23 protein-coding genes and 1 pseudogene are annotated in these 23,912 nt (G+C 64.3%); 9 read left to right on the forward strand and 15 right to left on the reverse strand.

Annotation, left to right across the window (positions count from 1 at the left end; translation table 11 throughout):
* Positions 1–429 precede the first annotated feature (429 nt).
* From P5W99_RS26650 to P5W99_RS26660, 3 genes are all read left to right on the forward strand, one after another.
* Entirely contained in the window at positions 430–777 is a 348-nt protein-coding gene (locus tag P5W99_RS26650; RefSeq protein WP_434665158.1) for a TssQ family T6SS-associated lipoprotein, read from the forward strand.
* A 69-nt stretch (positions 778–846) separates the two neighbouring features.
* Positions 847–2,226: a type VI secretion system-associated FHA domain protein TagH gene (gene tagH / locus P5W99_RS26655; protein ID WP_421027790.1), complete on the forward strand. Its 1,380-nt coding sequence runs from the start codon at positions 847–849 to the stop codon at positions 2,224–2,226.
* Positions 2,223–3,005 (forward strand): PP2C family protein-serine/threonine phosphatase, encoded by a 783-nt coding sequence (locus P5W99_RS26660; protein ID WP_421027791.1) that lies wholly within the window; start codon positions 2,223–2,225, stop codon positions 3,003–3,005. Before tagH ends, P5W99_RS26660 begins: the two co-directional genes overlap by 4 nt.
* Before the next feature lie 49 nt (positions 3,006–3,054).
* Here the strand turns inward: P5W99_RS26660 and P5W99_RS26665 are convergent, their stop codons facing one another.
* Entirely contained in the window at positions 3,055–3,498 is a 444-nt protein-coding gene (locus tag P5W99_RS26665; protein WP_421027792.1) for a hypothetical protein, read from the reverse strand.
* Between the two features lie 239 nt (positions 3,499–3,737).
* Here P5W99_RS26665 and P5W99_RS26670 point away from each other — a divergent pair, with 239 nt between their 5' ends.
* Positions 3,738–4,037, forward strand: coding sequence for a hypothetical protein (locus tag P5W99_RS26670; RefSeq protein ID WP_421027793.1), 300 nt, complete (start codon positions 3,738–3,740; stop codon positions 4,035–4,037).
* Positions 4,038–4,123: 86 nt separating this feature from the next.
* Here P5W99_RS26670 and P5W99_RS26675 read toward each other — a convergent pair whose 3' ends face one another.
* From P5W99_RS26675 to P5W99_RS26700, 6 genes are all read right to left on the reverse strand, one after another.
* Positions 4,124–5,224: a porin gene (locus P5W99_RS26675; RefSeq protein WP_421028038.1), complete on the reverse strand. Its 1,101-nt coding sequence runs from the start codon at positions 5,222–5,224 to the stop codon at positions 4,124–4,126.
* 200 nt (positions 5,225–5,424) lie between these two features.
* Positions 5,425–6,129, reverse strand: coding sequence for a response regulator (locus P5W99_RS26680; RefSeq protein WP_421027794.1), 705 nt, complete (start codon positions 6,127–6,129; stop codon positions 5,425–5,427).
* Positions 6,130–6,142: 13 nt separating this feature from the next.
* The gene (locus tag P5W99_RS26685) at positions 6,143–7,606 is read right to left on the reverse strand and encodes a sensor histidine kinase (RefSeq protein WP_434665165.1); all 1,464 of its coding nucleotides are present in this window, start codon (positions 7,604–7,606) and stop codon (positions 6,143–6,145) included.
* Positions 7,607–7,720: 114 nt separating this feature from the next.
* Positions 7,721–8,584: an ABC transporter permease gene (locus P5W99_RS26690; RefSeq protein ID WP_421027796.1), complete on the reverse strand. Its 864-nt coding sequence runs from the start codon at positions 8,582–8,584 to the stop codon at positions 7,721–7,723.
* A gap of 25 nt (positions 8,585–8,609) precedes the next feature.
* Positions 8,610–9,380: an ABC transporter ATP-binding protein gene (locus P5W99_RS26695; RefSeq protein WP_421027797.1), complete on the reverse strand. Its 771-nt coding sequence runs from the start codon at positions 9,378–9,380 to the stop codon at positions 8,610–8,612.
* 189 nt (positions 9,381–9,569) lie between these two features.
* The gene (locus P5W99_RS26700; RefSeq protein ID WP_421028039.1) at positions 9,570–10,556 is read right to left on the reverse strand and encodes an ABC transporter substrate-binding protein; all 987 of its coding nucleotides are present in this window, start codon (positions 10,554–10,556) and stop codon (positions 9,570–9,572) included.
* 615 nt (positions 10,557–11,171) lie between these two features.
* Between P5W99_RS26700 and P5W99_RS26705 the strand changes: the two genes are divergently transcribed.
* The gene (locus P5W99_RS26705) at positions 11,172–12,338 is read left to right on the forward strand and encodes a porin (protein WP_421027798.1); all 1,167 of its coding nucleotides are present in this window, start codon (positions 11,172–11,174) and stop codon (positions 12,336–12,338) included.
* A gap of 247 nt (positions 12,339–12,585) precedes the next feature.
* Entirely contained in the window at positions 12,586–13,713 is a 1,128-nt protein-coding gene (locus P5W99_RS26710) for an aminotransferase class V-fold PLP-dependent enzyme (protein ID WP_434665169.1), read from the forward strand.
* A 43-nt stretch (positions 13,714–13,756) separates the two neighbouring features.
* On the opposite strand, the pseudogene P5W99_RS26715 reads toward P5W99_RS26710, so the two are convergent.
* A pseudogene (locus P5W99_RS26715) lies at positions 13,757–13,949 on the reverse strand (cation:dicarboxylate symporter family transporter); the annotation flags it as partial.
* Positions 13,950–14,223: 274 nt separating this feature from the next.
* Here P5W99_RS26715 and P5W99_RS26720 point away from each other — a divergent pair.
* On the forward strand, positions 14,224–14,511 hold the full coding sequence (locus P5W99_RS26720) for an H-NS family nucleoid-associated regulatory protein (protein ID WP_421027799.1): 288 nt from the start codon (positions 14,224–14,226) through the stop codon (positions 14,509–14,511).
* 22 nt (positions 14,512–14,533) lie between these two features.
* On the opposite strand, the gene P5W99_RS26725 is transcribed toward P5W99_RS26720, so the two are convergent.
* From P5W99_RS26725 to P5W99_RS26735, 3 genes are read right to left on the reverse strand one after another with little or no spacing between them, the layout of a single operon-like run.
* Positions 14,534–15,136, reverse strand: coding sequence for a phosphatase PAP2 family protein (locus P5W99_RS26725; RefSeq protein ID WP_421027800.1), 603 nt, complete (start codon positions 15,134–15,136; stop codon positions 14,534–14,536).
* A 14-nt stretch (positions 15,137–15,150) separates the two neighbouring features.
* Entirely contained in the window at positions 15,151–16,572 is a 1,422-nt protein-coding gene (locus P5W99_RS26730; RefSeq protein ID WP_421027801.1) for an ATP-binding protein, read from the reverse strand.
* Positions 16,569–17,231 carry a response regulator gene (locus tag P5W99_RS26735; RefSeq protein ID WP_421027802.1) on the reverse strand — a complete coding sequence of 221 codons (663 nt, stop codon included), beginning with the start codon at positions 17,229–17,231 and terminating at the stop codon, positions 16,569–16,571. Before P5W99_RS26735 ends, P5W99_RS26730 begins: the two co-directional genes overlap by 4 nt.
* A gap of 188 nt (positions 17,232–17,419) precedes the next feature.
* Here P5W99_RS26735 and P5W99_RS26740 point away from each other — a divergent pair, with 188 nt between their 5' ends.
* Entirely contained in the window at positions 17,420–17,770 is a 351-nt protein-coding gene (locus tag P5W99_RS26740; protein ID WP_421027803.1) for a YgiW/YdeI family stress tolerance OB fold protein, read from the forward strand.
* Between the two features lie 148 nt (positions 17,771–17,918).
* Here P5W99_RS26740 and P5W99_RS26745 read toward each other — a convergent pair whose 3' ends face one another.
* The 4 genes from P5W99_RS26745 to P5W99_RS26760 form a co-directional block, all read right to left on the reverse strand.
* A complete protein-coding gene (locus tag P5W99_RS26745) occupies positions 17,919–18,311 on the reverse strand; it encodes a hypothetical protein (protein ID WP_421027804.1) in 393 nt (130 codons plus the stop codon).
* A 217-nt stretch (positions 18,312–18,528) separates the two neighbouring features.
* Positions 18,529–19,365, reverse strand: coding sequence for a MipA/OmpV family protein (locus P5W99_RS26750; protein WP_421027805.1), 837 nt, complete (start codon positions 19,363–19,365; stop codon positions 18,529–18,531).
* The gene (locus P5W99_RS26755) at positions 19,362–20,282 is read right to left on the reverse strand and encodes an alpha/beta hydrolase (protein WP_421028041.1); all 921 of its coding nucleotides are present in this window, start codon (positions 20,280–20,282) and stop codon (positions 19,362–19,364) included. The genes P5W99_RS26750 and P5W99_RS26755 overlap by 4 nt, the downstream gene beginning before the upstream one ends.
* Before the next feature lie 16 nt (positions 20,283–20,298).
* Positions 20,299–21,072 (reverse strand): DUF4118 domain-containing protein, encoded by a 774-nt coding sequence (locus P5W99_RS26760; protein WP_421027806.1) that lies wholly within the window; start codon positions 21,070–21,072, stop codon positions 20,299–20,301.
* A 337-nt stretch (positions 21,073–21,409) separates the two neighbouring features.
* Between P5W99_RS26760 and P5W99_RS26765 the strand changes: the two genes are divergently transcribed.
* Positions 21,410–23,749 (forward strand): patatin-like phospholipase family protein, encoded by a 2,340-nt coding sequence (locus P5W99_RS26765; protein ID WP_421027807.1) that lies wholly within the window; start codon positions 21,410–21,412, stop codon positions 23,747–23,749.
* The last annotated feature ends 163 nt before the right edge of the window (positions 23,750–23,912 follow it).

Below are 23,912 nucleotides of genomic sequence, written 5' to 3' on the forward strand. Positions count from 1 at the left end.
GCTCATGCACAGGCACGAACACGCCCCGTCCCCGGTTCATGCCTGCAAACAGGGGCTAAGAGTGCTGCTCCAGGAATACCCACCCTGACCCATGCGTGCCGGATAACGAGCCACGGGGCCACGACGCCATGCCTTTTGCTGTTTCGCGGAATTAAATTAATCTATCGCCGACGCTGTCTCACGAGTAATAATTCATATGAGGAAAAATCAGGTGACTAGACTATAGTTCGTACGATTCCTTACCGCAACGATCTCCGAATACGCGCTCTACAAATAAATTTTTCATGCCGTAGTATTTACACTGCGCGCTTGAATCCAGAATTAAATACCGGACTGCCGACGATGAATTGGCCGATACGCTGGAATTTATTACGTGCGAATGGCACGCCGGCCGCCCTTGGCGGCGTATTTTTACTGGCGCTTGCTGCAATGCTTGTTGCAACGGGCGGCTGCAGCAGCCTCTCGCCCGCGCAACGGGCCGCCGCGAATACCGTTGCGTCCGCAAACGATGCGTATCTCGCGGGCGACTACTCGCGCACCATCCAGCTGCTGCGCAACAGCAACGCTGTGGAGGACGGCGACCGCGCCACCCAGATTGAAGCGCACAAGCTGATGGCATTCAGCTATTGCGTGACGAACCGCGTCGCGCAGTGCCGCGCCGAGTTCGAGGCCATCTTGCGCATCGACCCGCACTTCGAGCTGTCCGCCGCGGAGAAGGGTCATCCCGTCTGGGGCCCCGCCTTCGATGCGGCTCGCCGCAAGGTCGCGCCATCGTGACAGGCTGCCGTGACACAGCGGCGCGCCGCAAGCATCTTTTGTCCGTTATTGAGTGAGTCAGTCAGCATCATGCAATTGACCGTCATCGAATATGCAGGGGAGCCGGTCCGCACCGAGACCAGCGTGATGTTTCATGCGCCGGGCGGCACGATCGGACGCAATGCCGATAACCAGATGGTGCTGCCCGATGAAACGCGCCAGGTCTCGCGGCTGCAAGCGCTGCTGCAGATCGACGGCGAGCATTGCGTGCTGAAGAACTTGAGCAGCGTCTCGGTGGTGGAGATCAACGACACGCCGCTCGAGTACACCGAGGAACATGCGCTGGCGTCCGGCGATGCGATCCGCATCGGGCCTTATGTGCTGCGCGCCCATGATGGCGAAGCCGGCGTGGAGGACGTGGCGCAGACCGCGCCGCCGGCGCCGGTCGAGCGACGCATTGCAACGCCCTCGCGCGAGCGGGAAAGCGAAGGCCGCGCGCCACTCAACGGAAACGTCAAGGAAAACGTCAGGGAAAACGCGCCGATCCCGACCGATCCGCTCGCGCTGTTCGCGCGACCGAGCCGTGACGAAACGGGCCACGCATCGGCACAAACACTGGCACCTACGCCGCCCCCGACATCGACGCAAAAATCCGCGCCAACGCCGGCCCGAGAACAAGCAGCCGCGCACACCCTCAATATAGATGCGCACGCAACTAAATCTTCAGAGAGCGAGCCGGAGCGCGAATTCCCGCTACGGCCACCGCTGACACGCGCATACGACCCGGCATCCGCGCCAACCCAGGCAGCAAGCACCACAACCCGCGCCGGTGCGCCCACGCCTTCGGCCGCACCCGATTCCGCCGATGCGCTGCTTTCCGCTTTCCTGCGCGGCGCGGGCCTCGACAAGGCCACTTGCGACTGGCAAACCGAGCAGTTGTATACGGCCGGGCAATTGCTGGCGCTGTTCGCGAACGGCACGGTCGAACTGCTCTCCTCGCGCAGCATTCTCAAGCGCGAAGTGAAGGCCGACATGACCGTATTGCTCGACCGCGAAAACAACCCGCTCAAGCTGCTGCCCGATGGCAGCGCGGCGCTGCGCCAGATGTTCGGCCTGCCGTTTCCCGGCTTCATGACGCCGCCTGGCGCCGTCGAAGACGCGTTCCACGACTTGCAGGCGCACCAGATCGCCATGGTCGCGGGCATGCGCGCCGCGCTCAATGACGTGCTGCTGCGCTTCTCGCCCGAACGCCTGGCCGCTCGCAATGCGCCGAGCCGCTACGAAGCGTTCCTGCCGGTGCTGCGCAAGCTACGTTTGTGGAACCGTTACGAACGCCTGCATCACGAGACCATGCTCGCCGTCGAGGACGACTTCAGCGCGGTGTTCGGCCGGTCCTTCCTGCGCGCCTACGACGAGGAAGTAAGGAGCTATCACGCGCGACGCCGCCCGGCTCGCGCGAGCGACGCATGAACCTCTCGTGCGCCCAGTTCTCGCGCGCGGGCTCGCGCGAAAGCAATCAGGACGCACTCGGCTATACGATCTCCGACGACTACGCGTGCTTCGTCGTGAGCGACGGCGTCTCGGGCGAGCCCGGCAGCGAGATTGCCGCGCGCTGCGCGGTCGAGCGCATTCTGGAGCGTGCACAACACAGCGATTCCACTCGCACGCCCACGCTCGCGCACATCCTGCATGCCTGCATCGAGGACGCGCACGGCGCGATCCGCGCGGGCCAGCAGCGCGAGCACGAACGCGGCCGCATGAGCGCGACGGTGATCGTGCTGCTCATCGACCGGCGGCGCAACCTCGCCCAATGGGCGCACCTTGGCGACAGCCGGCTATACCGCTTCGCGCGCGGCGCGCTGATCGAGCGCACGCGCGACCACAGCGTGCGACAGCAGTTGCTGGACGCGGGGCTGCCGAGCGACGGCGTCAATCCTGGATGGCTGCATATGGCACTGGGCATGCGCGGGCCGATGGCGCCCGCGATCAGCGAGCCGCATGCGCTGGAAGACGGCGACGTGTTTCTGCTATGCACCGATGGCCTCTGGCAGACCGTCGCGGAGGATGCGCTCGAAGACCGGCTGCGCATCGTCCATAGCGTCGACGACTGGGCGCTGCTGATCGAGCACGAGGCGATGCGCCATTCGGGCAGCGCATCGAATGCCGATAATTATTCCGCGCTGGCGGTGTGGGCGGGGAGCCCGCAGAACGTGACGCTGCAGCGGATCAGGACGCGGCGGGAAGGGTAAGGCCGGAAGGCCTGGGAGAAGCCCCCGCCGCGCAAGGGCGAAGCACCGATTAGTCGTAATGCTTCTTGTGCTTCTTGTTCTTGTGCTTGTAGCTGTTGTCGTGATGGTAGTCGTTGGAGTACGAGTTGTTGCGCGAGATGTTGCCCCCCAGCGCAGCGCCACCGGCGCCACCCGCCGCCGCGCCCACGAGCGCGCCCGTCGTACCGCCCATCGCGTTGCCCGCTGCCGCGCCTGCGCCGCCGCCCAGCGCGCCGCCCACCACGGCGCCCGTGCGCTCGCGATGGTTCGACGTTACCGCTGCGCCCGCGCCGCCGCCCACGGCGCCGCCGATCACCGCGCCCGTGCTGCCGCCCACGGCGTTGCCCACCGCCGCACCGGCCACGCCGCCAAGCGCGCCGCCCACGGCATTGTTCATGTCACCCGCTACGGCGGGCAGCGACGCCACGGCCATCGCAGCAGCAATCGCCGTCGTTCCTGCAAGCTTCTTCAGCATTGACTTGTCCTTTGCCTTGTTGAGATATGGGGGCAAGTTTAACATTTAATATGAAAGTATAATGTTAGATAGTGTCAAAAACCATGCATCGCACGCCATTTCACGTCAACAATTGGTCTTTCTACTGATATCTCGCTCCATCCGGCGAAAACGCAGGTCGCGCTGCGGGTCGTGCCATTTGCGCTGGCGCGCGCGGTGGCTTTGGCAGAACATAGGCCATTGCCATTGAGGAGCGCGCCATGAAATTCGTGCCACTCAGGTACGCAGCCGGCATAGCCGCTGCGTTATGGAGCATTTGCGGCGTGGCGACCCTGCCCGGCGCGGCTTACCAGACCACGGTCCAGCTAGCGAGCGGAAAACACTTGCTGTGCAGCGTGAACGAAGCGCGGCCCGCCGGCGAACCGGCGGTGTTGACGCGCCGCGAGCAGGACCAGGCCGAGGTGCTGGCGACGCAGCGCCTGCGGCTGCTCAGCGGGCCGTATTCGGATTACCCATCGGACTACACCGCGCCTGCCGTCGCGTGCGTGAATGCGGACTAATTGCGCAGACCGAAGCCGGTGCAATGACATGAAGAAATAGAAAAAAGCCCGGCGCGCGGCCGGGCCAAGCGTGGAATCAGACTGCCTTAGAAGCGCGTGCGCACGCCCGTGGTCAGTTCGAGCTGATTGGACGCGCCAAACGTCGAGCCGACCGTGTAGCCGCCGTGCAGCTTCATGTAGTCGCCGGCCAGATACAGCTCGGTGCGCTTCGAAAGGTGATAGAAGACCGAAGCGTAGAGCGTTTCCTTGAAGCCGTTGTGCAGGCCGCTGGTCAGATCGAAGGTGCCGAGGTTGGCGTTCGGAATGTTGCCATCGGAGTTGTACGCGGCGTTATGCACGCGCATCTGCTGATAGCCGAGTTCGTAGTCGAACGCACCCTTCGGCGCGACCTTGAGCGACACCGTCCACGAATTGTCCTGACGCTGGCCCAGCGCGCCCTGGTTGCCCCAGTAACGGAAGTAACCCGCGTTGGCGCGCACGATGCCCAGCGTGTAGTTGCCGCCGACCGAGAACGACTGGTTCGTGTTGCCGTTCAGGTTCACGTGGCTATAGTACGTCGACGCCGCGTACGAAGGGCCGTTATAGCCGAGCGCAAACTGGTAGGTCGCGTTGTTGCCGAAGCTCGTCTGGTTGCCGAACGCGTAGCCCGCGCTCGCGAAAATGCCGTTGCTGAACAGCTTCTTCCACGCCAGGCCGTTGTTATAACGGGTGCCGGTCGCGCCGGCGGCGTAGAAGATCATCTGCTTGAAGTTGTTAGAGTTGGTCCAGCCGCCCTCTTCCGTGGTCAGCTTCGCGCTGCCATACGCGTCGCCGTAGATGGCCGAGGCGTCGCGCGCGATCGTGTTCTGGAAGCCGGCGGTGAACTTGCCCAGGCGTTCGTCTTCCACGCCCACCCATGCGTCGCGGTCGAAGATCTGGCCCGGGTCCTCCATCGCGCCGTTATTCACGGTGTATTCGCTTTCCAGACGGAAGATCACCTTGGTGCCGCCGCCGATGTCCTCGGCGCCTTTCAGGCCCCAGCGGCTGCCGCTGAACCACGGCTCGCCGTCGTTGCCCATGCCGATCACGTGGTTGCCGTTGGCGTCCGCGTGCGTGCGGTAGGTGGGAACGCTCAGGTCGATCAGGCCGTAGAGTTGAACGCTCGACTGGGCGTGTGCGCCGCTCGCCGCCAGAGTGCCGGCCGCCATGGCGAATGCGAGATGCTTCTTCTTCAAGATTGTCTCCTCAGGTAACTGCATTGAAGTTCTGTTTATTCCGTTGCCCTTTTCTGGCCGGCTGCTGCTCCCGGTTTGCATGACAATCAACGGATTGGTACGAATCGTAGTGCGCCCAATCCTTCGCGCTCCTTTCGCGAATGCTTCGCATCGCTTAGTGGATTCACCAATGTCTAAACCGGGGAAATGGCGCTTTGGTCGCGCGGCGTGGCGTCCTTCGCGCGCAGGATGTAGCCAAGGCCGCGCAGCGTCATGATCTGCGCGCTCGACTCTGCCAGGTGCTTGCGCAGCCGGTGGATATAGATGTCGATGGCGTCCGCGCTCGGCTCGTCGTCGAGGCTGTAGACGCGCTCCATGAGCGTGTGCTTCGACACGGTCTTGCCCTGCTGCAGCATCAGCGCTTCCAGAATCGCGTGCTCGCGGCGGCGCAGCGCGAGCGGTTCCTCGTTGTGGCGGAATTCGCGCGTGTCGGACAGGTAATGCAGATCGCCGCAGGTGAGCCAGCCCGACTTGTCGCCCACCTGCCGGCGTATCAGCGCCTTGATGCGCGCAACGAGCTCGCGGCTGTCGAAGGGCTTCACCACGTAGTCGTCGGCGCCGGCGCTGAAGCACGCCACCTTGTCGTCGATCGAGCCGTGCGCGGTGAGCATCAGCACCGGCACGTTATCGCGCCGGCGCCGCAAGCGGTTGAGCACGTCCTTGCCGCTCATGCGCGGCAAGCGCATGTCGAGCAGCACCACGTCGTAGCGCTGCGTCATCAGCACCGAGTCCGCGGCCTCGCCGTCGGCCACGCAATCGACCGTGAAATTCTCGGCACGCAGCAGATTGACGATCCAGTGCGCGAGCTCGGCGTTGTCTTCCACGAGCATCAGCTTCATTGTTGTTCCTTGTTCACGTCAGCGCTGTCTCCAGCATCGCGGGCCGCTCCTTCGAGCCGCTGCGCGCCGCCGCCTCGCGCCACACCGGCAGGCGCACCGTCACGACGAGTCCGACCCGTCCAGCGCCGGACCCCACGCTCACCGTGCCGCCATGCGAGCGCGCCACCTGGTGAACGATGGCGAGCCCAAGCCCGGTTCCTTCGGTGTCCGTTGCAATGCGATAGAAGCGCTCGAACACGTGCTTGCGCGCTTCAGCGGGAATGCCGGGGCCGTTGTCGACCACCTGCAGAACGACCTCGGCGCCCTCGCGGCGGCAGATGGCGGTCACGTTGCCGCCCGTCTGGGTGTAGCGGATCGCGTTGTCGACCAGATTCGCGGCGAGCGAGGCCAGCAAGCCCGCGTTGCCCGCCACCACTACGCCGTCGTCCAGTTCCGCGCCCAGATCGATATCGCGCTGCTGCGCGGCTTGAATCAATTCTTCGAGCACCGAGGACACCACCGCGCCAAGATCCACACGCGTACCCATGCGCTCGGGCGCGATCGATTCGGCCTGGGCGAGCAGCAATAACTGGCTCGTCAGTTCCGCCATCTTCTGGCTCGTGCGGCGCACGCCGTGCAGCGCGACGAACAGCGCCGGGTCTTGCGCATCGCATTGGCTCGCGAACTGGATCTGCGTGGCGAGCAGCGTGAGCGGCGTGCGCAGTTGATGCGCCGCGTCGGCGATGAATTGGCGCTGGGTCGAGGCGTGCACCTTCAGGCGCGCAATGCATTGATTGATGGCGTCGACGATCGGCCTCAGCTCGGAGCGCAAATGATCGGGCCGGATAGGTTCGAGCTCGGTGGGCTCGCGGTCGGCCACGTCGTTCTTGAGCTTCATGAGCGGGCGCAGTTCCAGCGTGAGCCCGAGCGGCACGAGCAGCGCGGCGAGCGCGAGCATCAGCCACTGGCGCATCAACTGCGGCCGCCAGAGACCGTCGATCATCGCCTGGCGCGAGGCCACGGTCTTGCCGACGATCACCGTGACGCGCTCGGCGCGGCCCGAGTCGTAGAGCGTGCGTTCGTAGGCCACCGCGCGAATGGGTGCGCCGTCGTACTGGCTGTCGTAGAACGCGGGCAACGGCGCTGACGACTGCGCGGATGATTGCGCGGACGACTGCGCGCTCGCGGGCGGCGGCGCGAGTTCCGGCACGCCACCGAGCAGCCGGCCGTCGCCGGCGAGCACCTTGTAGAACACCCGGTCCTGGTACGGCGACTCGAACATCTCCAGCGCCGCCGGGGGAATGTTCGCAACGAGCGCGCCGTTCTCCCAGTCGACGTCCTCGATGATCGTGCGCGCCGAAGCGAGTAGCGAATTGTCCTGCAACAGATCCGCGGTCTGCCGCGCGGCATCGTAAGACATGCCGCCCGTGACGACGGTGAACGCCGCCAGCGGCAGCAGCAACCACAACAGCAGACGCGCACGCAGGCTATGCACCATGTCACGTTCTCCGGTACAAAAGAAGCCGTCCCGCAGCGCGGGACGGCGTTAGAACGCTTCGGACCTCGCCCGCCGGAACGGTCTCCGGCCGGGTCCTTCAAGTGATCGAAGCGCTCAGAATGCGGAGGGCCGCCATTTGAGCAGGCGCTTTTCCAGCGAGCTCAACAGGTAATCGGTTGAGAGCGCAACCACTGCGAGCACGATCATCGCCGCGAACACGCCGCTCGCGTTGAACGCGCCTTGCGCGGTCGAGATCAGCAGACCGATGCCTTGCCTGGAGCCCAGGAATTCACCCACCACGGCGCCCACCAGCGCGAAGCCGAAGCTCACGTGCAGGCTCGCGAGAATCCACGAAAGCGCCGAGGGAATCACCACCGACGTGGTCACCTGGCGGCGCGATGCACCGAGGATCTGCGCATTGGCGATCATGTAGCGGTCCGCTTCGCGCACGCCCTGGAACGCATTGGCGAACACCACGAAAAACACCATCACCACGGCGAGCGCCACCTTCGACGCCATGCCGAGTCCCAGCGCGATCACGAACACCGAGCCCAGCACCACGCGCGGAATCGAGTTGGCGATCTTGATGTAGAGGCTGAAGACGTCGGAGAGCAGCTTGTTGCGGCCCAGCACCACGCCGCATACCACGCCGCCCACGGCGCCGATCAGAAAGCCGAGCACGGTCTCTTCAAGCGTGACCCACACCTGCAGCAGCAGCGGGCCTTGCGAGGTGCCATTCACGAACCAGTCGACGATCTGTTGAAAGATCAGCGAAGGCATGGAGAAGAAGAACGGGTCGATCCACTTGTTGCGTCCCGCGAGTTCCCAACCGCCGAGCACGACGACCAGCACGAGCACGCGCAGGCCGATCACGAGCGCATGGCGCTGGCGGATGCGGCGCTGCGCGGCGCGCTCGACTTGCGCGAGCGAGTTGCGGTCGAGTGCGGCCGCGTTCGAAACAGTTGCAGGAGCAGTCATGGGCGGTTTCCGGAGTTGAAGCGTTTCAGGCAATTTGCACCTCCTCGCGCAGGTCGTGCCAGATGTCACGGGAGATTTCGATAAAGCGCGGTTCGTAGCGGATTTCCGAGGTGATGCGCGGGCGCGGCAAGTCGATTTCATAAACCTTCTTGAGCGTCGCGGGCCGCGCCGTGAGCACGAACACGCGGTCGGCCAGCGCAATCGCTTCTTCGAGGTCATGCGTGACGAACACCACCGAGCCCGTGCCGCCCCACAGTTGCAGCAGTTCGTCCTGCATCAGCGTGCGCGTTTGCATGTCGAGCGCCGAGAACGGCTCGTCCATCAGCAGGATTTCGGGCTTGTTGATGAAGGTCTGCGCGAGCGCGACGCGCTTGCGCATGCCGCCGGAAAGCTGATGCGGATAGTGCTTGCCGAACTTGTCGAGGCCGACGCGGCGCAGCCATTCGTTCGCCTCGTCGTAGGCCGCCGATTTCGAGCGGCCGCGAAACAGCGGGCCGGCGGCCACGTTGTCGAGCACCGAGCGCCACGGAAACACGGCGTCGGCCTGAAACACGAAGCCGATGCGCGGATCGATGCCGTTCACGGGCGCGCCCATCACGCGCACTTCGCCCGTGGTGGGCTTGAGCAGGCCCGTGATCATGCTGAGCGTGGTGGACTTGCCGCAGCCCGTGGGACCGACGATGGCGATGAATTCGCCCTGAGCGACAGCCATGCTGAAATCGCGCAGCGCCACGGTGGCCTTGCCGTCGGGTGCGATAAAGCGGCACGAGACGTTGCGGAATTCGATGGCCGGCATAGTGGATTGCGCAGGGTCTTGCGCGGAAGTTCGCGCGCCTGGTTGAACTGGAGCTTGCTTCATCAAGGACATCTCACGATTGTTCGGACTCGGCCAGAGAAGCAGCCGGCGCCGAAACCACAAAACACAGGAAAGCAGCAGCACGGCGGTCCTCGCGGACCGCCTTGCCGTAACGACGTCGAAACGCAGTTATTTCGCGCTGACGAACTCGTTGGTGTACGTCCTGGCCAGGTCCACGTGCTTGCCCTTGACCGACGGATTGAACGCCGAGAGCACCTTCAGCACGGTAGCGGGACCGTCGGCGGGCATCTTCGCGTCCGCGGTGTACATCGGCAGCGACGCCTTGAGCGCGGTGACGTAGAGCGCCTTGTCCTTCTGGTAGTCGTCGGGCATCTTTGCCGCGATGTCCTCGGCGCTATGCGTGTGGATGAACTGCATCGTGCGTGCGAACGCATGCGCGAGCTTCGCCGCCTCGGCCTTGTGCGAGGCCACCCAAGCGTCCTGCACGTACAGGCTCGCGGCCGGATAGGTGCCGCCGAGCGCGGCGCGCGTGCCGTCCACGGTGCGCATGTCCACCAGCACCTTCGCGTCGCCGGTCTGCAGCAGGCGCGAAACGGTGGGCTCAGTGGTCATGCCCGCATCGATGCGGCTCTGCTTGACGGCGGCGATGAAGCTTGCATCGGCGCCCACGGGCAGCATCGTGTACTCGGTCGACGCAATGCCATGCTGGCCCGCGAGATACTGCGTGAGGAAGCTCGTGGACGAGCCCAGCCCCGTCACGCCAAGGGTCTTGCCCTTGACGTCGGCCATGCTCTTGATCGTGTCGGCGGACTTCGACGACACCACCTCCACTTCGCCCGGCACCTGGCCGAACACGGCAATCGCCTTGACGTCCTTGCCCTTCGTCTGCAAGTCGATGGTGTGGTCGTAGAAGCCCACCACGCCTTGCACAGCGCCGGCGAGCAGTTCGTTCTCGGCGTCCACGCCGGCCGGCTGCGAAAGCAGTTCGACGTCGAGCCCTTCGTCCTTGAAGTAGCCGAGCTGCTCCGTGAGCTTCGCGGGCAGATAGATGAGCTTCGTGATTCCGCCGACCATGATGGTGATCTTGCCGGGCGCGTCGGCGGCCTGCGCATTTTGCAGCGCAGCGCCGAACAACAGGCCACAGGCGATCGCCATGGCAGGCAAACGACGGCGCAATGCGCGGGAAGTGGGTTGCATCGACTGTCTCCATTATTTTGGGCCGGCGGCACGATACCGCCTGCCTCGATGAATGGCGGCATTCTAGCCAGCGCAACCCTTCTCGATGCTTTCGCGCCAGGCGGCGAAACATGGGGGATTTCCATGAAATGCGGCCTGGTAGCCGGCAATCTTCTCAACGAGAATCACTTGCATTCAGTCCGCATCGCATCGCGCCGAATTTCAAAGCGAACAAATAATCTTCCATTCCAGCCAAAATGTTTATAAACAACTCAACGATTATTCGGATCATTGTTTTTATCGTATGAAAATATGCAATCCGACTATGACAAAAAGTCGCTTCTTTTTATTGTTGCCGGGTAACAACAGGTTATTGCCGCGGCGCTCGATATTGAAGAAACTGACTACGGGCTTACCGTTAAAGCCGATAAGATACAAACTACGCGCAGCAGTTAAATTTCCGCGCAAACGGCATAAAAGCCGTTATGCACTTCCTGTATTCCGATATGCAAATGTTTTACAACATGAATATCAAACGCATTCGCGGCGCATGAATTTAGCTGTTTACTCCACCCTGTACAGGAATTGACGACGATGAAAAAGAAGACCCTGGTTTTTGCTGCGGCGACTGCGGCTTTTGCGGGCGCAGCCCATGCCCAGAGCAGCGTGACGCTGTACGGTATCGTCGACGCCGGACTGACCTATGTGAGCAACGAAGCGAGCCGGACTTCCACCATCACGCCGAACGGGCTGGCCGATGGCAAGGCGACGGTTGGGCTGTTCAGCGGCAATGTGCAAAAAAGCCGCTGGGGTTTGCGCGGCGTTGAAGATCTCGGCGGCGGCCTGAAGACAATCTTCACTCTCGAAAGCGGTTTCAATGTCGCGAACGGCACCCTCGAGAACAGCGCGCTTTTCAATCGTCAGGCTTATGTCGGTCTCACGCATAACGACTACGGCACGCTGACGCTGGGCCGCCAATACGATTCCGTGGTCGATTACCTGGGCCCGCTTTCGGCAACGGGCACGTGGGGCGGCACCTACTTCGCTCACCCGTTTGACAACGACAACCTCAATAGCTCAATCAGCCTCAGCAATACGGTGAAGTACCAGAGCCCGGTCTACGCCGGCTTCTCGGCGAACGCCCTGTATGGCTTCTCCAACAGCTCGGGCTTTGCGGACAATCGCGCGTATAGCTTTGGTGCGGGCTACGAGTTCAGCGGCTTCAAATTTGGCGCCGCCTACCTGCAGCTTCAAGGGCTGAATACCAACAACCCCAATGGCGCAGTGCAGGGAACGCAGACGTTCGTCACCGTCAATCTGCCGGGCACCCAGAACCAGCGCACTTGGGGTGTGGGTGGCAGCTATGCGTTCGGCCCGGCGCTGGTTGGCCTCGTGTTCACGCAGACCCGTCTGCAGAACCAGATCGCCAACAGCTCGCTGCGGTGGAACAACTTTGAAGTCAACGGCCGCTACAACTTGACGCCGCAGTTCTACCTTGGCGCCGTGTACACCTACACGCAAGGCCTGCGCAACACGCCGGCAAGCGGCACGTCGAACAACCTTTCCGCGCACTGGAACCAGTTCGGCCTGCAGGCCGACTACGCGCTGTCGCGCCGCACCGACCTCTATGGCGAGACCATGGCCGTCCTCGGCGCGAACAACCAGAACGGTTTCAACGTGGCGCAAGTCAACGGTACGGGAGCACCGTCGACGAGCCGCAACCAGGTGGTCGTGAGCGCGGGTATCCGTCACCGCTTCTAACGTGTCGCGGTATGGCCTTGGGCAGGCCTGCTGGCCTGCCCGCCGCTCTTCGTTGTAACTCCGATTACCCGCCTCGCGCGGGTTTTTTTCTGCCTGGAATACCCTAAGCGTAAAAAAATAGGCCCCAAACAGGCCGCCGCTTTCGCTAGAATTTGCTTTCATCGAGGCGAAAAGCATATTTGTGTTGTTGCCGTCGTATCGAATCACAAATACTGCTCACCTCATTCATCTCATACCGGAGGCGAGCGTGCCAGGTTTACTCCCCAATGTCGACCGCGAGGGACTCCTCGAATATTCAGTGGTCTACACCGACCGCTCGATCAACCATATGTCGCAGCTCTTTCAGGGCGTCATGCGCGACATTTCCGGTCTGCTGAAAAAGGTCTACAACGCGAAGGCGGCCATTGTGGTCCCGGGCAGCGGGACTTTCGGCATGGAAGCCGTGGCCCGGCAGTTCGCGACGAATAAAAAGTGTCTGGTCATCCGCAACGGCTGGTTCAGCTTCCGCTGGTCGCAGATCTTCGACATGGGCGGCATTCCGTCCGAATCAGTCGTATTGAAGGCCCGCCCGGTCGAGCCCGGCAGGCAAGCCGCCTATGCACCAGCCCCGATTGAAGAAGTCGTCGCTGCCATCAAGGCGCACAAGCCCGATCTGGTTTTCGCCCCGCATGTCGAAACGGCATCGGGGATGATCCTGCCCGACGATTATTTGCGCGCAGTGGCCGACGCCGTGCATGCGGTCGGCGGCATGTTCGTGCTCGATTGCATCGCCTCCGGCACGATCTGGGTCGATATGCAGGCAAGCGGCGTCGATGTCCTGATCAGTGCGCCGCAAAAGGGCTGGAGCGCCTCGCCCTGCTGCGGGCTGGTCATGCTCAGCCCGCTCGCGCGCGAAAGAATCGACGCCACCACCAGCACCAGCTTCTCCTGCGACCTGCGCAAGTGGCTGCAGATCATGGAAGCCTACGAGAACGGCGGTTTCGCATACCACGCCACGATGCCCACGGACAGCCTCGCGACGCTGCGCAACGTGATGAAGGAAACCGAGGCTTACGGCTTCGACAAGGTGCGGGCGGAGCAGCTCGAACTCGGCAAGCGCGTTCGCGCGCTGCTGGAGAGCAAGGGGTTCAGGAGCGTGGCGGCCGAGGGTTTTCAGGCGCCGGGCGTGGTAGTCAGCTACACCGACGACGATGGCATCCGCTCCGGCAAGAAGTTCGCCGATGTCGGCTTGCAGGTCGCCGCCGGCGTTCCCCTGCAATGCGACGAGCCGGAGGACTTCAAGACCTTCCGCCTCGGGCTGTTCGGCCTCGACAAACTGCATGATGTCGATAGCGCGCTCGCCAGACTCGCCAACGCGCTGGATCGTATCCTTTAAAGCGCGTCTTCAGTTTCAGGCGGCCGCTCGCGCGGCCGCCGGCTCATACCTTCTCCGCCTCTCTCGCGGTAACGAGCGCTTCGTATTCTTCATCGCTCATCGCCGGGCCCGGCTGGCCCTCCCATTTCGCCACGACCGCCGCGGCCGCGCCGTTGCCGGGCACGTTGGGCGGCCGCGCGCCCCATGTCGAGGAACGTATCCGTGCGGAGGATCAGCCACAACCCCGCTTCGGGAAGTCAGTGCGCCACGTTGAAAATCAGTGATCCTGATGACTTGCCGGCGCGTTATCAGACGCAGCGCCGAGCGTGTCTTGTGGCCGAGCAGGTAAGCGGCGAGGCTATCGGGGCCTCATACTGCACGCACTTTTTCATCCACGCAGGCGAGTGCACGACAAGGTCATACTATCAATGACCTTACGTGCGCCTTGATTTAACGGCGCGCAGCGGTTTAATCGAGCACGCGCCCGCTCGCGTTAAAATATGCGCATTACCCTCAACACCCCACCCGCCGATGTCCAGCTACAAAGAATTGATCGCCCAGCGCGAGCAGCTCGAGGCCCAGCTTCAGGAAGCGTTCAAGGAAGAACGCGTGAACGTGCTCGACGAGATCATCTGCAAGATGAAGCTTCACAGAATCACGCTCGATGACATTCGCGGCCCTGTGCAAGCCGCGAAGGCCAGCAAGGTGCCGCCGAAGTATCGCGACCCGGCAACCGGCGCGGAATGGTCGGGGCGCGGCAAGCCGCCGAACTGGATCAAGGACGAGCCGGACCGGACGAAGTTTCTGATTAACCACTAATCGGAAGCCGGCTCTGCGAGACTCAGGGCCGCAGCCAGCCCTGGCGAATGGGAAGCGCAAGCAGCATGCGGTACAGCGTGACGGCAAACTGCGTGAGCGGCGTGCCGTACGCACCCCAGACCGGCGTAATCACCGCGTAGACGAGGCACGAGATCACGAGTGCGCCGATCATGTCGAACGGAAAGTGCACGCCGAGAAAGACCCGCGCCCAGGCAATCGCCACTCCCGCGACCAGCGCGAGCAAACCGCTGCGCACCATGCCGCCCAATAGCAACGTGAGCACGAACACCGAGCACACGGTCCCGTGATCGCTCGGAAACGACGAGTCGGGCGCGTGCTCGAAGAAGGTATGCCCAAGCCCGATCACGAATGGCCGCGGATGCGGCCAGGCGAAAGCGATCGCCTGATTGATGCCCAGCGTAACCAGCGCGACCACGCACACCCGAAGGGCGATGGCGCGCTTGCGCTCGTCGCCGGACAGCCACATCAGCACCAGCGCGAGCGGCACCAGCAGGATCAAGTCGTTCGCGACAACGAGCGCCGTTTCGATGAGCCAGTGCGGCGTGGCCGGCGTGGCGTTGATCGCGAGAAAGAGCGAACGGTTCAATGCTTCGAGTGTTTCCATTGCAAAAGTCGAATTCAGATTGATGTACAGGCGCTTGTTTCAGCGCCAGGCTGCGCGAGCCGCTGCCGCGCCGGAAAGCGCACGCGGACCGTCAGCCCCCGGCCATCGGCCCCGCTGTCGAGCGTAACGTACGCCTGATGCTGCTCGGCAATGCGCCGCACGATCGAAAGCCCCAGCCCGCTGCCCGAAATCGCCTGGGCTGCATGGCCGCCGCCACGATAAAAGCGCTCCCACACACGCTCGCGATCCCGCTCGGGAATCCCTGGGCCGTTGTCGCTGACTTCGAGCACCGCGCACGGGCCCTCCTTGCGCACCACAACGTCGACGCGCGCGTGCGCGCCGGCATAGCGAATCGCGTTATCGACCAGGTTATTGAGCAGCACGCGCAGGTTCTCGCCATAACCGCGCACGCTCACCGCCTGCTCGCCCGCGAGCCCGAGGTCGATCTGGCTCGCCTCGGCAAGCCGCACGCGCTCGGCCACCACAGAGCGCGCGAGCGCGGTCAGATCGACTTCCTGCCTTCCTTCGCGGCCCATATCGTGAGTGTCGGGATCGAGCCGCGCGAGTGTGAGCAGCTGCGCGACCAGGTGCGCGAGCCGCTCCGTACCCGAGCGGATCTGCATGACGATTTCGTCGCGCTCCTGCACGCTCTCCGCTTTCGGCAATAGTTCGGCCTGCAGACCAAGCCCCATGATCGGCGTGCGCAATTCGTGCGCGGCATCCGCGATGAAATGCTTCTGCAAGGTAAAGGCTTGATCGAGTCGCACGAGCAGGTCGTTGAGCGCGTCCACGAGCGGCTTCACTTCGTTGGGCATCTGCGACGTTTCTATGGTCTGCATGTTGTTGGCGTCGCGGCGCTTGAGCCCCGAAGCCACCTCGCGCAGCGGCCGCAAGCCGTAGCCGATGCCGAACCACAGCAGCAGCGCGACCACCGGCACCAGCGAAAGCACCGGCCAGAACAGATGCATCGAGACCTCGGCCAGCGCCTCCCAGCGTGCGAGGCGCGCCTGCGCCACACGCACCAGCATGGTCCCGCTCGGGCTCGCCCAGGTGTGCCAGACCTGGCCGTCGACGGTCATGTCGGCATAGCCCGGGCCTTGTGGCGCAGGCAGCCGCGCATCGGGGTCGCTGCTGAACACGAGCTTGCGGTCTTCCCACACTTGCAGCAGCACGCCGTGCGACTGCTTGCCCGAAAGCCGGCCCTTGCGGTCCGCGCCCGTGAGCGAGAGACGGCCGTCGGCGTCCACCACCACGTGCCGCGCGACCGCCTTCATCTGGTCGTTGAGGATTTCGTCGATCTCGCCCAGCGAGCCCCACCAGGTGGCCGCGCTCGCCAGCACGCCGGCGAACAGCATGGACGGCAACAGCCACAGCAACAGGCGCCGGCGCAGCGACGACATGAACCAGCGCGCGGAACGCGCACGCAACGTGGTCATTCGATCTTCCCGATACCGTAGCCCACGCCGCGCACATTGCGGATGGCATCCGAGCCCAGCTTGCGGCGCAGGTTGTAGACGTGCACCTGAATGGCGTTGCTCTCGATTTCCTCGTTCCAGCCATACAGGCGTTCTTCGAGCTGCTCGCGCGTGACGATGGCGCCCGGATCGCGCATCAGCTCTTCGAGCAGCGCGAATTCGCGCGCCGTGATGGAGATTTCCTGATCGTGGAGCCAGCAGCGGCGCCGCGCCGGATCCAGCCGCAACGCGCCCGCCGTCAGCATGGCCTGGGCACGCCCGGCCTGGCGGCGGTTCGCGACGCGGATGCGCGCGAGCAGTTCCTCCAGCGCGAATGGCTTGACGAGATAATCGTCGGCCCCGCCATCGAGCCCGGCGACGCGGTCCGGCACGCTGTCGCGCGCGGTAATGACGATCACGGGAGTCGAGTCGTCGCGCTTGCGCAATGCGGCAAGCAGCGTCATGCCATCCTGGTTCGGCAAGCCCAAATCGAGCAGCACGAGCCCATAGACCGTGGTGCGCAGCGCCAGCGCGCCGGCGTCGCCGTCCTGCACCCAGTCCACGGCAAAGCCTTCCCGACGCAAGCCGATGCGCAGCCCATTGCCGATCAGCGGATCGTCCTCAACCAGCAGTATTCGCATGCTGTCGCCATCTCCTGTACTGGCCGGTTCTCCAAAATAGGCTCACGAGCTTACCTTTGCGCAGATTAAGAGAGCATTAACGCGACGGACCGCGCCGCTGCTCCCGCTTCATACGGACTTCAGTCTCGCTTTCGTAGACTGCTTCCTGTCGCGGCCTCGGGGGCCGCACCTTTGAACAAGGAAAACCGATGAAAAAGCTCATTATCGCCGGCCTGATCGCAACCTTCGCTGCGGCTGCGCATGCCCAGTATACGGGCCCGGGCGAGCGGCCCGCGGCCACGACGGTCCAGCAGTTGGCCAGCGCGGGCAAGGACGACCAGCGCGTGGTGCTGCGCGGTCAAGTGGTGAAATCGCTCGGCGATGAGAAATATACGTTCAAGGACAGCACCGGCGAGATTCCGGTCAAGATCGACGCGAGGCACTGGCCGTCGGGGCAGCCGGTAAACGACACCACCACCGTCGACCTCACGGGCAAGTACGACAAGGAATGGTTCGGCACGCCAAAGGTCAAGATTCACGACGTGAAGGTCGTGCAATAACCGGCACGGCGCATTCCATCAGGAATGCAGATTATCGTGCGGCAGGCCAGAAAGAGGCCGTGCCCTTTCTTTGAGCATGAGAATGCGCACGGGAACGTGCGCGAAGCCGTGCGCCCTCGCCGGCGCGCGGCTTCGTTCCTGCACTACATCAGATCTTCTGGTCAACGGCGAGGTGCTCGCCGTTCTCGCCGCGCTTGCCCGCCTTGCCGACATGCTTGCCATCGTGCTTGCCCGGATGCGAGACCGCATGCATGCTCGCGCGATCGGCGGCACGCTCATGGCCGGTATCGCGATCGGCGGACAAATGGCCGTTCGTGTTGGCCTCGCCCTTGCCGCTCATATGACCGCCCGACATGCCGCCCGCAGCGTGGCCGCCGCTCATTCCGCCGCCCATTCCGCCGCCGACACCGCCATTGCCCCCTCCGTTGCCGCCGCCATTACCTCCGCCATTGCCGCCACCGCCGGCACCTGCGAATGCCGGTGCGCTTGCGCAAGCCACCAGAAAGGCGGACACCGCAACGATTGCTCGTACTTTTGCCATCATCTTCTCCCCAAAATTCGCTTCGATGAGGGATTGTATGAGCGCCGATATCGCCCGCACGCGTCAGATATGTAATCGTCTGTAAAAGCTGTTTCGGGCCGGTTTTCAGCCGGTTTTTAGCCGCTTACCCGCGGGTCTGCCGCCAGTTTCGGGCCGGATCGGACCCGCCCGTGCGCCGGCCCTGGGGCGTGCCGGCGAGGCGTAGAAAGCCAGTTCATCAAAACCGGTAGTCGAGCGCCGCGAACGTGGTCAGTTCGCGGCGGCTTTCGGTGATCGGGCTGCCCGCGGCGTAGTGCTGCAAACGCCCGAGCGTCGCGTTCACGGAGCCCACCCAGTGCTTCGAAAAATCGTGCGACGCGTAGAGCGTCATGTGCAGGTCGCGCACGCCGGAACCCGTTGCGTACTGCGGCAAGCCCGACGCCGCGCTCTGCGCCGCCGACACGCCGAACAGTGTGCGCGTATAAACGGCATTGGCCCATGTGAGCCCCGGGCCGACCGAAAGGAGCCAGCCCTGCAGCGGCAACGACGCGTACAGGTCGGCGCTGGCCGTCGTTCCCTGACCATTGCCGCTGATGTCCTGATACATGGCCACTGCACCGGTGAAAGCCCACACGGTGTAGTCGGCGAACAGGCGCAGCTTCGGGCCCTCATCGACATTGCCGAGGCCGTGCAGATGCGGTTCGTCCGCGACGTTGCGCGACTGGAAGTCGAAGCTCAGCGACGCGCCCACGTGATAGTTTTCCCCAGTCAGCACGTTGATGCCGAGCACGTCCGGCCCCTGCGAAAAAATGCGGTCGCGGTACGAGATGTCGAGCGCCGGGAACGGATACACCTTCATGTGCTTCGCGCCCGGATACTGCGGCGCGAAGTACGCGCCGGGGCCGATTGCAATCTTCCAGGGCGAGTCGGCCTGCGCCCCTGACTGCGACCCGGCCCGCGCAGCGGCAGCGCTTTGCTCAGGCGCCGCTGCGTCGTCGGCCCATGCCGTGCGCGCCAGCGCGAGCACCATGACAGCGGCGCACGCGATGCGTGCCGTCGATATGAACGGCTTCATGCTTTCTTCCTTCCCACGGCGGCCAGCTGGCGCAAGCGCCGCGCGAGCGCCTTCGAAACAACCGGTTGATTGGACGCGTCGCCCGAGCCGCGCGCCACTTCGCTCTCGCGCAGGAACAGCGCGGTTTCGCGCGCCACGATCTCGCGCTCGTTGTCCGAGGTGATCATGTGGTACGAGTCGTCGAGCCACAGCGTGCGCAGAAAATTCGCGCCGACATGGTCGATCACATAGCGCGGGTTGCGCGGGCTCGAGGTCTCGTCGTCGATGGCGTGAATCACGAGCGTGTCGGTCTCGATGCTCGGGACGTCCTTGCGCGCGGCGCGCGACAGACGCAACGCCTGGTGCAGCGCGGGCAGCGAGATCGTCGACGGCCCCACCTCGCTGAACGCATTGCGCTGCATGGCGCGCGCGATCTTCTTGCGCAACGCCTCGTTGCGCACGCCGAACGGTTCCGCCTCGCGATACCGGTAGCGGTGGCGCAGCGGCGTGTAATACGCCCAGTCGAGCAGAAAGCGATACCACGGTATCGCCCAGCCGTCGTAGGCGAGCGTGAGCGAAAGCAGCACCAGCGACTGCGCGGCGGGCCGCTCGCGCACGAGCCGCAGCGCGAGCGCGCCGCCAATCGAAAGGCCGCAGACGGACACGCGCTCGTAGCGTGTCGCAAGCGCATCGAACTCGCGCACCGCGCCCTCGACCCAGCGTTCCATGACCTGCTCGCGCGAGCCCGCGCTATACCCTTCGATGAGCGGCGCGCGGACCGTGAATCCTTCGTTCTGCAAATAACGCGCGAGGTAGCGCAGCTCAATCGGCGAGCTCGACAGCCCATGCAGCAGCAAGACCGCGTGGCCATCGCCTTCGCTGAAGATGCCCTCGGGCTGAACCGCTGATGCGGGCGCCTCGGGCGCGGTCCGCTCCATTTCGACCGTCGTCATCTCAGCGCTCTGTGCGCAGCACGAGAAAATCGCCCGCGTGCGTGGTGAAGCGTTCGCAGCTGCAATTCGTCATGCGGAACTCGCGCTCGTTCGACTCGCGCCGCAGACGCACCCGGTGCTGCCCCGGCCACAGCGCTTTGCTCACGCGCTGGATGTCCTCGGGATGCACCGCGTCGAATAGCGGGCCCGGCGCGACTTCGGTCGCCGCCGGCAATGCCGCAATACTCTGCCCCACGCTCGCGCGCTGCGCGGCATCGCGCTCGAGCGCCTTGATGAGGATGAAGCCGTCGTGGTGCTGCGCGAGATGGCGCAGCAGGCGATGTGTCTCGTCGACGGCGCGGCGCGCCAGCACGCGCTCGTTGTCGTGCCGCAGCAGCATCTCGTAGCGCGACTGAGCCACTTCAGCGAGCAATTGGCCGCGAAACTGTTCACGCCGCAAACGCTCGATCAAGGTCATCACGATGATCGTCAGGAACGGATAAGACACCAGCAGGACCACATCCCGACGATCGAGGTAGCTGAGGTTCCCGTAAGGAGGGACGAACAGAAAGTCGGCAATGCCGAGCCCGAGCACCATGACGACCGCTGCAGGCGCGAGGCCCAAATAGTATTCGACCAGCGAAGCCGCAATGCAGAACAGCGTTCCCGGCATCATCGGCCCGAGCACGGGGTGCAGCGCGATGCGGATGGCACTCGCGACGGCGAGCGCGGCAGCGGCCAGCCACCAGCGGCGCGGGCCTCGGGGTGCCCAGTTGCGGGCATTGCGGACTTTCATGTCTGGTTCAATGCCCCGGCATTCAGACAGGCCGGCGCAGGTCGATGGCGCAATCAACGGCGGCTGGCGCTGCGTTGTTGTCGCGTTGTAACGAGGGCGGGAAGACAGGGCCAGTGGCGATGGCCGACACCGGAACGTCCAAAAATATGACGAATCCTTCCACTGGTGGCTATGTTACTGACCTTTGCATACAATCAGCTTTCGGCAGCAGGAATTGACACAAATTAAAAGACGTGGCGGTTTCAGCCTGCGCCGATAGCTCCGCCCCGGTCCTGATTCGTAGACTTCCGGCCCCGCACCGGCATCCCGGCCGTGCGGCTAGCCAGCCTACGGACCCGTGACCGCCTTCCCGATTTCCCTTCGCATCGCCTGTGCCGCACTGTTCGGCGTGCTGTCCGCGTTCATCGCCTCCATCGCACTCGCGGCACCATCCGTCCCCGTGGCGGCGCCGATGCCCGGCGCGATCGGTACGCCCGCGCCGCGCCGGCCGCGCATCTGCCTGGCGTTGTCGGGCGGCGGCGCGCGCGGCTATGCGCATATTGGCGTGCTGCGCGAACTCGAAAGGCTGCACGTGCCGGTGGACTGCATCGCCGGCACCAGCATGGGTGCCGTGATCGGCGGGCTCTACGCGAGCGGCTTGTCCGCCGACCAGATCGAACACGCGCTCACCGCGCTGAACCTGAACGACGTGGCGTACGATCGCGACGCCCGCGAGCACTGGCCGCAGTCCATGCGCGAGGATAACCTCGCCTACCCCATCGGCATGCCCGTGGGCTTCGGCAACGGCCAGTTGAAGATGCCCAACGGTCTCGTGCAGGGCAACAAGCTCACGGCGCTGTTGCGCGCCAACACCGCGCAAATTCCCGCGGACGTGGACTTCGACCGGCTGCCGATTCCATATCGCGCCGTGGCGACCGATCTCGAGACCGGCGAGCGAATCGTGTTGCACGACGGCTCGCTCCCGCAAGCCATTCGCGCGAGCATGGCGGTGCCTGGCCTGTTCGCGCCCGTCAAGATCGGAGGCCGCACGCTGATCGACGGCGGCCTCGCGTCGAATCTGCCGATCGATATTGCGCGGCAGATGGGCGCCGATATTGTGATTGCCGTCGACATCGGCACACCGTTGAAACGCGCCGACCAGATCACGTCGATGGCGGGCGTCACGTCGCAAATGCTTCGCCTGATGATGACGCGCAACGTGCTCGAGCAAAAGGCCACGCTGCGTCCGGCCGACGTGCTGCTCGAGCCGGATCTGGGCGAGCTCTCGTTCAGCGACTTCGGCGCGATGCAGCAGGGCGTGGCCGCCGGCACCGCGTCTGCGCTGGCGCACGCCACGCAGCTGGCCGCGCTCTCGATCGGCGACGCCCACTATGCGGCGTATCGCGCCGGCCTCTCCCATGAGGTGTTCCTGCCGCCCGGCACGCGCATCGACCGCATCGACATCGCCACGCACGGCAACGTGCCGGCAAGCCGCGTGCAGGCGGCGCTGCAGGTCAAGCCGGGGGATGTGTACGACGCCGCCGCCATCGACAGGCATCTGGGCACGCTGATCAACACCGCCGACCTCGAAAGCGTCTCGCAGTCGTTGAGCGGGCCGCCCGGGGATCGCGTGCTGCACGTGGACGCCACCACGAAGAGTTGGGGGCCGAATCTGCTGCTGTTCGGACTTGGCGTGTCGACCAACTTCAACGGCGACGGCGGCTTCACGTTGCAAATCGGCCATCGCCTGCCCTGGATCACGGAGAGCGGGCTCTCGTGGCGCAACGACGTCGTGCTCGGCAGCCGCGATCTGGGCTGGCGCACGGAGCTGCGTCAGCCGCTCCTTCACAGCGACGTGTACGTTGCCCCTTACGCATCGATCCGGCGCAACGACATCAATCTCTACCCCGACGACAACACCGACGCCAAGGAAAACAGCCGCCCGATCGCCTCGTACATGCAGCAGGATTTGCGCGCCGGGCTCGGCCTCGGCGTGCCGCTCGGCACCTGGGGCAAGGCGCGCGCGGGCATCGCACAAGTCTGGACTGCATATCATCCGCGCTCGTCCATCATTACGGCGACCGACAATGGCGAAGGCGACTGGTCATATCAGGCCGCCGCGCTATCCGCCGGGTCGACGAGCCAGACGGTGGGCACGGTCGGCATGACGGTCGATCAACTCGACGATTCGCTCTTTCCGCGCCACGGCTTCTACCTCGACAGCGGCGCGCAATTCAGCCTGAACCGGAACGACGGCAGCTACAACATCGCGCAGGCGCGCGGCCTGTGGGCGGCGAGCCACGGCATCTATAGCGTGAATGCGGCGCTCGAAGCAGGCGGGCAATTCGGCGGCAATCGCGATTCGTCGGCCTATATGTTCAACCTCGGCGGCTTCCAGCGGCTCTCCGCGTACGCCCCCGACCAGTTCAGCGGCAGCTATATTCTCTACGGACGCGTGACCGGCTTCGCGCAGCTCTCGAAGTTCGATTCCGGGCCGTTGCGCGGCGTGTTCGCTGGCGCGAGCCTGGAGGCCGGCAATGTCTGGAACTCGCCCCAACACTTCGCGCGCGGCCCCTGGCTTACCAGCGCGAGCGTGTTTGCCGGCTCGACAACCGTGATCGGGCCCGTGTACCTGGGGCTGGCCATGGCGCCGGGCGGCACCTACAACGTCTATTTCCAGCTTGGCAACCGGTTCTGAGAATGGCGGGAACCCTCGCGCCCGTGGGCGGGCGCCTCGTCAACCACGACGCCGCAACAAACTTTACACGTCGTTACACGCGCGCAGCGGACGGCCCGCCGGGCATTCCTTATACTCCCGCGCATCCGCCTTCTCGATCATGCTCGCCGCGCCCAATGCGACG

It is taken from the genome of Paraburkholderia sp. A3BS-1L (assembly GCF_051125215.1).
Classification (GTDB): Bacteria; Pseudomonadota; Gammaproteobacteria; order Burkholderiales; family Burkholderiaceae; genus Paraburkholderia.